The sequence below is a fragment of the Streptomyces sp. NPDC055962 genome (genome assembly GCF_042270185.1).
In the GTDB taxonomy this organism is placed as follows: Bacteria; Actinomycetota; Actinomycetes; order Streptomycetales; family Streptomycetaceae; genus Streptomyces.
Genome location: NZ_JBHJYN010000004.1, coordinates 144,532 through 157,801, shown reverse-complemented (window position 1 = coordinate 157,801; position 13,270 = coordinate 144,532). Strand labels below are relative to the sequence as shown.

At 72.2% G+C, this 13,270-nt stretch carries 8 protein-coding genes and 1 pseudogene; 5 read left to right on the top strand and 4 right to left on the bottom strand.

The genetic code is table 11. From position 1 onward, the window contains the following. The first annotated feature begins 13 nt into the window (after positions 1-13). Positions 14-2,428, top strand: a complete 2,415-nt coding sequence (locus ACFC51_RS14340; RefSeq protein WP_376528819.1) for an endonuclease/exonuclease/phosphatase family protein — start codon at positions 14-16, stop codon at positions 2,426-2,428. 335 nt (positions 2,429-2,763) lie between these two features. Here the strand turns inward: ACFC51_RS14340 and ACFC51_RS14335 are convergent, their stop codons facing one another. From ACFC51_RS14335 to ACFC51_RS14325, 3 genes are read right to left on the bottom strand one after another with little or no spacing between them, the layout of a single operon-like run. Beyond that, positions 2,764-3,696: an alpha/beta fold hydrolase gene (locus ACFC51_RS14335; protein WP_376369821.1), complete on the bottom strand. Its 933-nt coding sequence runs from the start codon at positions 3,694-3,696 to the stop codon at positions 2,764-2,766. 18 nt (positions 3,697-3,714) lie between these two features. Then, on the bottom strand, positions 3,715-4,989 hold the full coding sequence (locus ACFC51_RS14330; RefSeq protein ID WP_376528817.1) for a beta-ketoacyl-[acyl-carrier-protein] synthase family protein: 1,275 nt from the start codon (positions 4,987-4,989) through the stop codon (positions 3,715-3,717). Next, positions 4,986-5,219: an acyl carrier protein gene (locus tag ACFC51_RS14325; RefSeq protein WP_376369824.1), complete on the bottom strand. Its 234-nt coding sequence runs from the start codon at positions 5,217-5,219 to the stop codon at positions 4,986-4,988. Before ACFC51_RS14325 ends, ACFC51_RS14330 begins: the two co-directional genes overlap by 4 nt. Before the next feature lie 483 nt (positions 5,220-5,702). Between ACFC51_RS14325 and ACFC51_RS14320 the strand changes: the two genes are divergently transcribed. The 4 genes and pseudogenes from ACFC51_RS14320 to ACFC51_RS14305 form a co-directional block, all read left to right on the top strand. Continuing rightward, on the top strand, positions 5,703-6,434 hold the full coding sequence (locus tag ACFC51_RS14320) for a nitroreductase family protein (RefSeq protein WP_376369826.1): 732 nt from the start codon (positions 5,703-5,705) through the stop codon (positions 6,432-6,434). A gap of 317 nt (positions 6,435-6,751) precedes the next feature. After that, positions 6,752-8,296 carry an N-acetylmuramoyl-L-alanine amidase gene (locus ACFC51_RS14315; RefSeq protein ID WP_376528814.1) on the top strand — a complete coding sequence of 515 codons (1,545 nt, stop codon included), beginning with the start codon at positions 6,752-6,754 and terminating at the stop codon, positions 8,294-8,296. A gap of 208 nt (positions 8,297-8,504) precedes the next feature. Next, positions 8,505-8,930 carry a DUF3291 domain-containing protein gene (locus tag ACFC51_RS14310; RefSeq protein WP_376528811.1) on the top strand — a complete coding sequence of 142 codons (426 nt, stop codon included), beginning with the start codon at positions 8,505-8,507 and terminating at the stop codon, positions 8,928-8,930. Positions 8,931-9,265: 335 nt separating this feature from the next. After that, a pseudogene (locus ACFC51_RS14305) lies at positions 9,266-9,499 on the top strand (DUF3626 domain-containing protein); the annotation flags it as partial. A gap of 83 nt (positions 9,500-9,582) precedes the next feature. On the opposite strand, the gene ACFC51_RS14300 reads toward ACFC51_RS14305, so the two are convergent. After that, positions 9,583-13,230, bottom strand: coding sequence for a S8 family serine peptidase (locus tag ACFC51_RS14300; RefSeq protein ID WP_376529229.1), 3,648 nt, complete (start codon positions 13,228-13,230; stop codon positions 9,583-9,585). Between the last annotated feature and the right edge of the window lie 40 nt (positions 13,231-13,270).

Below are 13,270 nucleotides of genomic sequence, written 5' to 3'. Positions count from 1 at the left end.
GGGGGCAGTTCCCGTGTACATAGCCAGACCCGGCTCCGCCCTGCTGGCCGCCGCCGTCGCCGTGACCCTCTCCGTGACCGCGTTGCCCGCCGCCTTCGCCGCACCGTCGTCGTCGGCCGTCATCTCCGAGGTGTACGGCGGCGGGGGCAACTCCGGCGCGTCGCTGACCCGTGACTTCATCGAACTGGCCAACGCCAGCCAGAGCTCCTTCGCCCTGTCCGGATTCAGCGTCCAGTACCTTCCGGGCAGTCCCTCCGCCGGATCGCTGTGGCAGGCCACCGCCCTCTCGGGCGCCGTCGCGCCGGGCGGCCGCCACCTCGTCGCGCAGGCAGCAGGCACCGGAGGGACGGTGGCCCTGCCGGCCCCCGACACGACCGGCACCCTCGCGATGTCCGCGACGAGCGGCACGGTCGCGCTGGTCTCCGGGACGGCCCCGCTGACCTGCAGGACGGCCGCCGACTGCGCCGCCGACACCCGGATCGTCGACCTCGTCGGCTACGGTTCCGCCGTCGTGCGGGAGGGCGCCGGACCGGCGGCGGGTGCCTCCAACACCGCCTCCGTGGCACGCGGTACGTCCCTGGCGGACACCGACGACAACGCCGCCGACCTGGCCGGCGGCTCCCCGACGCCGGTCAACGCCGCGGGCGAGACCTCCGGCGGCTCGGACCCGGGCGAGCCCGGCGGACCGACCGAGCCCGGCACCGTGCGGATCCACGACATCCAGGGCACGACCCGGCTCTCCCCGCTCGCCGGGCAGCAGGTCACCGGTGTCCCGGGAGTCGTCACCGGGGTACGGACCTCGGGCTCGCGCGGATTCTGGATCCAGGACACGGCACCGGACGACGACGCCCGCACGAGCGAAGGTGTGTTCGTCTACACCGGTTCCTCGGCCCCCACCGTCGCCGTGGGCGACTCCGTACTGGTCAGCGGAAAGGTCGCCGAGTACTACCCGGCCACCGGAGCCCAGTCCCTCACCCAGATCACCGCTCCGCTGACCACGGTCCTCTCCTCGGGCAACGCCCTGCCGGACGCGGTCGTCCTGGACGCCTCCTCGGTGCCGGACGCCTACGTGCCGACGGCCGGCGGCGGCTCCATCGAGGCACTCGCCCTCGACCCGGCGGCGTACGCCCTGGACCTCTACGAATCGCTCGAGGGCGCTCGCGTCACGATGGCCGACACCCGGGTGACGGGTGCGACCACCGCGTACGACGAGGTCTGGGTGACCGTCAAGCCGCGGGAGAACCCCACCCGGCGCGGCGGCACGCTGTACGCCTCCTACGAGGACCAGAACACCGGCCGCCTCAAGGTGATGTCGCTGGACGCCGCGCGGCCCGTCCCGGTCGCGGACGTGGGCGACGTGCTGAAGGGCGCCACCACGGGGGTCGTCGACTACGCGTCGTACGGCGGCTACAACGTCCAGGCCACCGAGCTGGGCACGCTGAAGGACAACCACCTGAAGCGCGAGGTGACCCGGAAGCAGAAGCGCAAGGAGCTCGCCGTCGCCACGTACAACGTGGAGAACCTCGACGCGGCCGACGAGCAGGCGAAGTTCGACACCCTGGCGCAGGGCGTGGCAGTCAGCCTCTCGTCGCCGGACATCGTGTCCCTGGAGGAGATCCAGGACGACAACGGTGCGGTGAACGACGGCACCGTGGGCTCCGAGGCCACGCTGAAGCGCTTCACGGACGCCATCGTCGCGGCGGGCGGGCCGAGGTACGCGTGGCGCTATGTGGCGCCCGAGGACGGCAAGGACGGCGGTGAGCCCGGCGGCAACATCCGCAACGTCTTCCTCTTCAACCCCGACCGGGTCGACTTCGTTGACCGCGCGGGTGGCGACGCGACGACCGCCGTGCAGGCGGTGAAGACGCGGAAGGGCGCCGAACTCTCCGTCTCGCCGGGGCGGATCAACCCGACGAGCACCGCCTGGGACAACAGCCGCAAGCCGCTGGTGGGCGAGTTCCGCTTCCGCGGCGAGTCCGTCTTCGTCATCGCCAACCACTTCGCGTCCAAGGGAGGCGACCAGTCCCTGCACGGGCGCTACCAGGAGCCGGTGCGCGGATCGGAGACCCAGCGCGTGCGGCAGGCCGCGGAGGTCAACACCTTCGTCACCTCGCTGCTGAAGGCGGACAGGTCGGCACAGGTCGTCGCCCTGGGCGACCTGAACGACTTCGCCTTCTCCCCCACGGTGAAGACCCTGACCGGCGGCAAGGTGCTCAAGCCGCTGATCACGACACTTCCCGCCGGCGAGCAGTACAGCTACGTCTACGACGGCAACTCCCAGACGCTGGACCACATCCTGACCAGCCCTGCCGTCCGCCGCTTCGACTACGACGTGGTGCACATCAACGCGGAGTTCGCCGACCAGGCGAGCGACCACGACCCGCAGATCGTGCGGATCGACGTGAAGGGGCAGGGCCACAGGCACTGACCCTCCCCGGGTGGTGGCCCCTGCCGGGCCGCCACCCGGACCACCCGCACCCGCACCGCGCGGACCACCCGGACCGCGCTCACCACCCGCCGCTCACCACCCGCCGGTCACCGCCCGCCGGTAGCGGGAGACGGCGGTGCGGCTCCGGGCCGGTCGACAGTCACGCGTCCTGGAGCCGGTGGACCAGCAGACCACGCCGCTGGACGAGGTGCTCCTCGACGTGAGCAGCGCTCTCCTGAGGAGTCACCGCCCCGCGAGCAGCGCTCTCCCGCCGGATCACCGCCCCGCGAGCACCGCTCTCCCTGAGGAGCACCGCCCCGGACTGCGATGCGGGATCACGGGGTCGGGGGCGCTGCGGATGCGTTCTCCGCCGGAGTGGCCTCGCCGGCCCGCCCCTGGTGCGGGAACAGGGCCGCGACCGGGTCGAGCGGCTGGTCGGTGAAGAAGCGGGTCACGAGGGACGCGACCTCGTCGGACCGCTCCAGGACGACCCAGTGGTCGGATTCGGGGAGCGTGAGGAAGCGGCTCCCCTCGATGGTCGCGGCGAACTCCCTTTGCCGTTCGGGCGAGGTCACCGTGTCGTGCTCCCCGGCGAAGACCAGGGCGGGTACGCCCGACAGCCCTCCGGAGAAGTCCGGCATGTCACCCAGCGCCCGGCGCAGCGAGTCGGCCGCGTGCTCCGAGTGGGCGAGGGCGTGCAGGAAGGAGCGGCGCACGTAGCGCCGGGCGAGTTCCCTGCGGTGCACGGGGCGGGCCGGGTCCAGGCACATGAGTCCGTCGGCGGCCAGCGTCGCGAAGCCCTCGGTGTTTCCCTCGGCCAGCGCCTGTGTCGCCCGGTGCCAGTACGTCCGCCGGTCCTCGCCGATGTGGGTGGGGACGCCGCCGAGGGCGATCCTGGCGACGCGCCCCGGGTGGTGCTGCGCGCAGCCGAAGGCGATGGAGGCCCCGTAGGAGAACCCGAAGAGATTGACCCTCGGGATGTCCAGGTCGTCGAGGATCCCGGTGACCGCGGCGCGCAGGACCGGTGCGCTGGGTCCGGGCGGCAGCGGGTCGGCCGTGCCCATGCCGGGAAGGTCGGCGGTCACCACGTCGGCCACGGGGCCCAGGTGGTCGTCCATCTGCGGCCAGCCGAACATGCCCTGCAACGCGCCGCCGATGACGACGACCGGTTCGGTGGCGGGCGCACCGGCGGCCGGGTCGCGGGGCAGGACGCGGTAGCCGTAGCGCAGTCCGTCCACGGTCAGCGAGCGGATGATCTCTTCGGGCACGGTGCTCCTCGCTTCCCGTCAGGCCCTGGTGAGCACGAGTGCCGCGTTGTGGCCGCCGAACCCGAGTGACGTCTTGACGGCGCAGTCGAACGCGGCGTGCCGGGCCTCCTTGCTCACCACCTCGACGGGGATCGCGGGGTCGGGGGCGTCCAGATTGGCGGTCGGCGGGACGAGCTGGTGCTGGAGCGCCAGGACGGTCAGCGCAGTCTCGATGCCGCCCGCGGCCCCCAGGGTGTGCCCGGTCATGGCCTTCGTCGAGGTGACGAGGGGGTGTTCGCCGAGGACGCGGCGGAGCATGGCCGACTCGATGAGGTCGTTGGCGACGGTCGAGGTCCCGTGGGCGTTGACGTGGCCGACGTCCGTGGCGTCGACGCCCGCGTCGGCGAGCGCGGTGCGCAGCGCCCGCTCGATGCCGAGGCCGTCGGGGTCGGGGGCGACGGCGGAGTGGGCGTCGCTGGAGGCCCCGTAGCCGGCGACACGTGCCCGGACGCGGGCGCCTCGGGCGCGCGCGTGCTCGGGGCGTTCCATGACGAGGAGGCCCGCGCCCTCACCCACGACGAACCCGTCCCGGTGGGTGTCGAAGGGGCGGCAGGCCGCCACCGGGTCGTCGCGGCGGGTGGAGACCGCCCGCATCTGGCAGGCGCTGGCGATCAGCAGCCGGGAGCGGACCGATTCGGCGCCGCCCGCGACGACGATGTCGCAGGCCCCCGTGCGGAGCATCTGGTGGGCCGTGCCGATGGCCACGGTCCCCGACGAGCAGGCCGTCGAGACGGCCTGGCTCGGACCGTGCACCCCCAGGTCCATGGCGACGCTGCTGGCCGCGCCGTTGACGACGCTCAGCGGGGCGAGCTTCGGGGAGACACGGCGCGCTCCGCGCTCGGTGAGGGTGGTGTGCTGCTCGTCGTAGAACGGCAGCCCGCCGTGGGCGGAGCCGATCACGACGGCGACCCGGCCGCTGTCCCAGACGGAGGGGTCGAGCCCGGCGTCCGCGACCGCCTCACGGGCCGCGATCACGGCCAGCTGGGAGAAGCGGTCCATCAGCCGCTGCGCCGCGACGCCCAGGAGCGCCTTCGTGTCCAGGCCTTCGACGGTGTACATGAAGTCGCAGGACAGGCCCTCCAGTTCCGGAAGATGCGGTACCGAAGGGACGGCAGCGGTGTCGCACACCCCGTGCCAGGCCGCGTCGGTTCCCACGCCGGCGGCGGTGACCAGGCCGACGCCGGTGACCGCGGCGCTGAACGGCTCGATGCCCGGCCGTGGGACCCCGGACGCGTGCGGACCCGGGCGCGTCACGCGCCGGCCTTGCTGCGCACGGCCGCGACCAGATGTCCGACGGTGTCGCGCGACGACAGGACGACGTCCTCCAGATCGATGTCGAGCCGGTCCTCGATGAGGAGCCGTAGCTCCTCCAGGGCGAGCGAGTCCAGCCTCAGCTGACGGAGCGGCACCTCGGGCCGGATGGACCCCGGATCGGTTCCGAACCTGGTGACGAGCAAGGCGCTGATCTCTTCCGAGGTGCTCATGCGGACGCTCCTGCGCTCTCGGTACGCGGTGGCGCCGGCCGCGTGGGGGGTGAGGTGGCCATCGGGGGACGCCGGCTGCTCGGGAGGGACCCTTTATACGCCTTCGAGGCCGGTTTCCCGGCCCCCGTTCCCCCGTGAGGAGGGGAGGCGGCCAGGTGTACGAATCCGACGCGCCGCGGCGTGTCGCGCGATGGGCACGGGCGTGCGGACGCGCGCATCCGAGGCGGGGCGGGAACGCGGTGGTGACGGAGCGACAGGAGGGGCCTGCCGGTCCAACTGGACGGTTCCGTAGGCCGAGTTGTGCGAGTCGCCCGGCGGAGGCACGGGGCGCGGCCCGGTCCGCCTCGCGCCTCCGGCCGTACGGTCCGCCCGGCATGCACACCGGCACGGCACGACGACGGCGTTGACCTGCGCCGGACCGGGAGGGAACGAGGCGCCAACAGGACTCCCGGTGAGGGGTCTTGGGCCGTAAACTCCGCGATCATGACCTTCGAAACGGTGTACTCCGACGCGCCCGCCCTCGACGGGCCCGCCCTCTTCCCGACCATGGCCACGATGCGCGCCATGCGCCGCCTCAGGCCGGACGCCGTGCCGGACGAGACGCTCGAACAGCTCATACAGGCAGCGGTCTGGGGCCCCAGCGGCGGCAACATGCAGTGCTACGAGTACGTGGTCGTCACCGACCGCGCGGTCATGGCGGAGCTGGCCCCGCTGTGGAAGCGGTGCGTGGACGCCTATCTCGCGACGACCGGCAAGCACGCGCCCGCGGGCATGCCCGACGCCGCGTACGGGCGGATGGTGGCGGCGATCGAGTACCAGCGCGACCACTTCGCCGAGACCCCCGCGCTGATCATCCCCTGCTACAAGTTCCCGGAGCCCCGGTTCGACGAGGAGGGCCTGGGCATCTACGCCGAGTCGCTCGGCCCCGAGGGTCTCGCGCACATGACGAACACCCAGACGCGCTTCCAGGCGCTCGCCGAGGGCTCCTGCGTCTATCCGGGCGTCCAGAACATCCTCCTGGCGGCTCGGGCCCTGGGGCTCGCGGCCAACGTCACCATCTGGCACCTGATGCTGGAGCAGGAGTGGAAGAAGGCCCTCGGGATCCCCTCGGACACGCACACCTTCGCCGCCATTCCGGTGGGATGGCCGCAGGGCAACTTCGGACCGGTCCGGCGCCGCCCGGTCGCCGACGTCGTCCACCGGGACCGCTGGTAGCACCACCGACGGGCCGCCGCTCCCGGACGGGACGGCGGCCGCCGGCCGTGGGGGCAGGGTGATGGCCGCCGGTCGTAGGGGCAGGGTGGCGGCGCCCGCCATTCATGGGGGGGCGCGACGGCGGCCCGCCGGAAGTCACGGGGCGGGGCAGGGCTCAAATCCATTGGAGTGAAGGCGATTTGGACACGCCCGGACGCTGAGCGCAATGTGTAAATCACACGGATAGCCTGTGCGGGCTCGACGGCCCCCGGCCCACCCCACCCCACCCCACTCCGGGTCCGGCGGCCTCCCTCTCCCCCACGAAACCTGGAGCAGGCATGCCCCGACGCCCCGTCGGCCACATCCGAGGCCGCGCAGCCGTTCTGGCCTCTCTCACCGCCACCGCCCTGGTCACCGCCGGCCAGCCGGCCGGCGCCGCCCCGGTCGGCGCCGACCCCATGAACCGCGCGTTCCGGCAGGCCGCCGCAGCGTACGGCGTCCCGCGCGACCTGCTCGCCGCCGTCGGCTACGGCGAGACGCACCTGGACGGACACGCCGGGCTCCCCAGCCAGGACAACGGCTACGGCGTGATGCACCTCGCCAGCAACCCCGTCAACCACTCCCTGGAGAAGGCGGCCGCACTGACGGGCAGGTCCGCCGCGGATCTGCGCGAGGACACCGCGGCCAACATCCTGGGCGGGGCGGCCGTGCTGCGGAACCACGCCGATGCCCTGGGCCTGGACAAGGCCGAGCGGGCCGACATCGACGCCTGGTATCCGGCCGTGGCCCGCTACAGCGAGGCCGAGGGCGCCGTCGCCGCCCTCTACGCGGACACCGTCTACACCTTCCTCGCACAGGGCCTGCGGGCCACCGTCGCCGGCGGTGAACGGATCTCGGTCACCTCCCGTCCGGTCTCCCCGGAGAAGGGCCCGCTCGCGAAAGCCGACGTCACCGCCCAGAGCCCGGACTACCCCCCGGCCCTGTGGGTGGCCGCCGACACCGCCAACTTCGCCACGGGGCGCACGGCGACGGTCGACAAGGTGGTCATCCACGTCACGCAGGGGTCGTACGCCGGGACCATCAGCTGGTTCCAGGACCCCGTCTCGAAGGTCAGCTCCCACTACGTGGTCCGCGCCTCGGACGGCCAGATCACCCAGATGGTCCGCGACAAGGACACCGCGTACCACGCGAAGAGCGCCAACGCCTCGTCGCTCGGCATCGAGCACGAGGGCTTCATCGACAACCCGTCGTGGTTCACCGACCCGATGTACCGGGCCTCGGCGGCGCTGACGAAGTACCTCTGCGACCGGTACGGCATCGCCAAGGACCGGTCGCACATCATCGGGCACAGCGAAGCCCCCGGGAACGACCACACCGATCCGGGCGCCAACTGGAACTGGACCTACTACATGCAGCTCGTCGGCGCCTCGGCCGGCGGCGCGGACGCCCAGAGCTTCGCGGCGTACACGACCCAGAAGCAGGGCTCGACGGGCGCGCAGGTGAAGGCGGTCCAGAACCTGCTCAACCAGCAGGGGTACGAGGCCGGCGCCGAGGACGGCATCTTCGGCGCCGCCACCAGGAGCGCCGTGCAGGCCTTCCAGACGGCGCGCGGCCTCACCCCCGACGGCGCGGTCGGCACGAGGACCTGGACGGCGCTGCTCTCCGCGGGCACCACGCCCGCCCTCGCCCAGGGCTCCTCGGGCGACGCGGTCAAGCGGGTGCAGCGTGCGCTGACGGCGGCTCTGGGCCGTACGGTGACGGCCGACGGAGCCTTCGGCGCGCTCACGGACACGGCGGTCCGCGACTACCGGAGCGCCCGCACCCTCGGGACCGGCGGGAACGTGGACGCCGAGACCTGGAAGGCCCTTCAGTCCGGACGCTGACCTCCGGCTTTCGCGCCCCGCGTCCTGCACCGCCCGTCGGGAACCCCGCGTCTGACGGACCGGTGGGCGCGGGGCGTCGCCACGCCTGACGGCCGGGCCCACCGGTCCGGGGGAACCGTCTCCGCGCAATTCTCCGGCGGAGGGAAGCACCCTTCCCTAATATGGCAAGCAGACAGCACCACTATCCATACTGAAGGTGAGTAGTGCGATGCCGACGCTTCCGTGGGTCACCCCCCAGCCGCCTCCCTCCGACGCCACGACCGTGGTCATGGCGTCGCGGTTCGAGGTCCGCTCGCTGCGCGACGTACCGCGCTTCCTCCTGAAGTCGCTGACGGCGTGGAGGCAGGTGCGCTCCGCACCGGGAGCCTTCGGCGCCTCGCTGATCGCCCGGCCGGGCAGGCGGGTCTTCTACACCCTGTCCGCCTGGGAGAGCCGCGAGGCCCTCCACGCCTTCGCCCGGACGGAGCCGCACCGGGGCATCATGACCGCCCTGCGGCCCACGATGCTGTCGTCGACGTTCACCTTCTGGGAGGTGCCGGCCGGCCGGCTGCCGATCGGCTGGGACGAGGCGAAGCGGCGCATCGAGGAGCAGCGGCGGGCCGATGCCGCCGGGCAGGACGATGCGACGGTCTGACCGCCCGTACGCTCCGGAGCGCACCCGCGGGGACCCGTTGCGCCTTCCCCCGCACCGCTCGGCCGGGCGAACCTGGGCTCTGCCGGCACGCGGCCGGCAGGACGGCGGAGTTCAGGGGGGCGATCGGACATGGCTCGCACGCAACCGGCATGCGGAGCACTCACGCAGAAGGGCACACGCTGCCGACGGCTGGCGATGAAAGAGGCCTCGCGGTGCGACCGGCACCGGGGCGACTGGTCGACGTACACGGTGGCGAGGCGCAAGGCCCGCGAGAAGGCGGCCCGTCGGCGCTGAATTCGCGTGCCCCGTGGTCGGCGCTCCGGCAGACTCGGCCGATGAGCGCCGACCTCCCGCCCGCCCGTACACGCGCACTGGCGCATGTGGCCTCGCTGTCGGCGGGCGGCCCGCTGGACCCGTCCCTGCGCGTGACGTCGCCCTTCCACCCGGACCGGGTCGGCGGCGGCCGTATGGTCCTGAAGCGGCTGGCCGAGGACGGCGTGTACGTCTCCCAGTTCGTCACCGGCACCAGCAACGGCGGTCTCACGGCCCACCCGGGCGGCGCGCGCTTCGGAAGGTGAGCACCCGCACGGCGAGGTGGTCCCGTGCCCCCTGCGGGAGGCACGGGACCACCTCGATCGGTCCGTTCAGCGGGTCACTTCAGGCCGAAGGCCCTGATGATCTCCTGGTCCACGACCAGGCCGCCGGGGCCCTCGGTGTGCGCCTTGAGCGAGACCGAGGACACGCCCTTGGCGGGAGTCCGCACCTTCGCGGTCCACTGCCCCGACGCCTCCTTGCTCAGCTTCACCGCGCTCCAGGTCTTGCCCTCGTCGTAACTGACCGACAGCGAGGCCTTGGTCGCCTTCACCGCACCGTCCAGCCAGGCCTGCGTGCCTGACTCGATGCCGATCTCGACCTGCTTGCCTGCCTTGACGTCACCCGCCAGGTCGGTGTCCACGTCGTAGTCGAGCTGGAGCAGCGGGATGTCCGCCCTCTCCGTGCCCTCGGGCAGCGCGCCCGAGACGAAGCCCCACTCGGAGTGCGTGCGCGTCGAGGTCTTCCAGGTCGCCTCGTCGCGCTTCGAGTCGATGACCAGGCGGTAGGGCACCTTCTCGGCGGACAGGTCCCAGGCGTAACCGGCCCGGCCCGCACCCTTCTTGATCAGGGTGTTCCCCTGGTAGAAGGCGTAGGACGTGGTGTCGTACTCGTCCTCCGGCATCGAGCCGGAGTGGCCCTCGCCCGAGTCGGTCCACGGCGTGATGTTGAACTGGACATCGTTGTACGCGGTGCGGAACGGTCCCCAGTACCCGGTGCCGAGCCGTGGGCCGACCACCGGGGCGAACCACTCGTCGCGGTAGGTGCGGCCGGCGGTGTAGTCGAGCTCCGCGCTGCGCACCTCGTGCGCCGGGCCGGAGTCGGCGTTCAGGACCGAGTGGTTCTCGTACCAGAAGGAGGCACCGGGCAGCGGGTTGACCCACTCCGTGCGGGTGCCGGGGAACTTCTCGTACTCCTCGAAGCCGAGGCCCGGTCCGTAGTCCGGGATGTCGTAGCGGTAGCCGCCGCCCAGCGTCGCCTTGTGGCCGTAGAAGGTGTTCTCCACCTTCGCCAGCTGCCGGGTCGAGGGCGCGAAGGCCAGCGAGCGGTCCGGGACGGTGCCGTCGTGACGGTCCACCAGGTCGTAGACGTAGTCCGCGAACTTCTTCTGGTCGACGCTGATCTGCTTGCCCCGCTGAGCCGCCCTGATCAGCGGATCGCCGGCGATCCGCTGCACCGCAGCCACCGGGATGGAGCTCTCCTCCCCGTAGGGGAGGTACGACTCCATCGCGACTCCGCGGCCGTCGTTGACGACGAACAGCGCCTGCGCACCGGCGGCGAGCGCGTTGGCCAGCCGGTCGGCGGGCGGCACGGTGTCGCTGCGGGTGACCACGACGGCCTTGCCCTTGGCGTTCAGGCCCTTGAAGTCGGCCGCGCCGCCGTCGCCGGCGAAGACGGCGGTCAGCGCCTGCCGGCTGTCCTCCGCGACGAAGGAGCCGCGCTGGGCGATGACGGGAACGTCCTCGCCACCCGCGGAGACGTCGATCATCTTCTCACCCTGGCGCCAGCGGGTGAGGAAGCTGAAGTCGCCCTGGGTGACCTTCTTCGTGGGGCTCGCCCACAGCTGGTCGTAGGTCGGCGGGATCTGGTACGCGTCACGCTGGACCATGCCCTCGGGGGACGTACGGGCCATGTCGTAGCGCAGCTGCCGCGTCTCGGTCTCCTTCGGGGTGCGCACGCTGACCTTGCGGGCCTTCGACGCGTCGAGGGTGACCGTGGTGGCCTTGTCCAGGATCGTCTCGGGTGCTGCGAGGAACGCCACGGCCTGGGAGTCGGCGCGGTCCCCGTCGACGTCCGCGGAGGTCCAGGCGGTGTAGTTGCCCGGGGGCAGCCGCAGGGTGGTCTCACCGGAGACCTGGACGAGGCCGAGCTGCGGGTCGCCGAGCGCGGCGAACACCACGGTGCCGTCCATCGGCTTGCCCGCACGGTCACGGAGACGGAGCGTCAGGTCGTAGAGCTCCTGCTCCTTGTTCACGGCGAAGCCGGTGTGGGCCACGGTCGCGCCGGTCGCGTCGGTGGCGACGACCTGTCCGGAGAACCGGGTGTCGTTCGCGACCTTCGACGGGTCGATCGAGAGGACGGCCTCGGCGGTGGAGCCGGCCGGGACGGCGAGCTCGGACGTCGACAGGGTGTAGGCGGCGGCGTCCGTGTCGGTCGCCAGCTTCAGCGTGACGTCCTCGTCACCCGTGTTGCGGTAGGTGATGGTCCGCTCGGCGACGGCGTCCTCGGGACTGTGCGGCCAGTCGTACGAAGCGACCTCGACGGAGCCGGTGGCCTCGATCGTCGTGTCGATGGCCGCCTTGACGTCGAGGCGCCCGGTGCCCTGCTCGTACGGCGTGTAGTCGGGCAGCGGCTTCGACGAGCTCATCAGCGCGTCCTTGAGGCGCTGACCGGACCACTCGGGGTGGCGCTGCTTCAGGATGGCCGCAGCGCCGGCGACGTGCGGGGTCGCCATCGACGTCCCGGACATCTGCTGGTACATGCCCTCGATGCCGGGGACCGACTGCGAGGCGGCGGCGTTGATGTCGACGCCGGGGGCGGACAGGTCCGGCTTCAGCCCGTAGGACCGCACGAGCGGCCCCATGGAGGAGAAGTCGGCCCGGCCGTCCTGCTTGTCGACGGCGGCGATGGTGAGCGCGCTCGCGGCGGAACCGGGCGCGCCGATGGTCCCCGCCCCGTAGGCGTTGCCTGCGGCGATCACGAACAGCGGACCGCCGTCGGCGGAGAGCGCGTCGACCGCCTGTGCCATCGGGTCGGTGCCGTCGTCCGGGACGCTGGAGCCGAGGCTCATGGAGACGACGTCGGCGCCTTCCGCCTTCGCCCACTCCATCGCCTCGATGATGCCCGAGTCGGCGCCGGACCCCTCGTTGCTCAGGACCTTGCCGACGATGAGGTCGGCGGCGGGGGCGACGCCCTTGTTCACGCCGCCCGAGGCTGCGCCCGAACCCGCGATGGTGGAGGCGACGTGCGTGCCGTGACCGTGCTCGTCGTCGACCTCCTCGCCCGGCACGAAGCTCCTGGACTCCTTGATGCGGTCCTTGACGTCCGGGTGCGTCGCGTCGATGCCGGTGTCCAGAACCGCGACCGTGGTGCCCTTGCCGTCGAAGCCGGCCGCCCAGGCCTGCGGTGCGTTGACCTGGGGCACGGAGTCCTTGAGCGTGGCCTCGACCTTGCCGTCGAGCCAGAGCTTGGCGATGCCGTTGTCCAGCGAACGACTCTTCTCCGTACGGGAGATGTCGCTCCAGAAGGCGCGGGCGTCGTCCTTGTCGGCCTTCAGGGCCGCACCGTGGACCGACTCCAGCCGGCGGACCGTCTTGCTGCCACGGGGGGCGGCGGGCAGCGAACGCGCCGTGCTCGCCGAGTAGGTGGCGATCAGCGGGATGCCGCCGGAGCGCCGGTCGTCGTAGCCCATCTCGACCAGCGTGGAGATGTCGAAGAGCCGGCGATCCAGCTTCTCGGCCGCTATGAGGGCGGTCGCCTCGTCGGGTATGACGAAGATGTCCCCCCCGGCCTGCTGCACATGCACGCCGCCCCTGGCGCCGTCGGGGCGGTCCACGGTGACGGTGTCCTGGTTGCCCGCGCCGTCCGAGTAATGGACGACATCGCCGGTGACCAGTGTGATGTCGTAGTCGCGGACTTCGGACGCGTGGCGGTCCTCGGAGGTCGACGGCTTCGGAGCGGCGGTGGCGGAGCCCGCCGCGGGGAGCATGGCACCGCTCACGAGGGCGACCGAGGTCGCTATGAGCAGA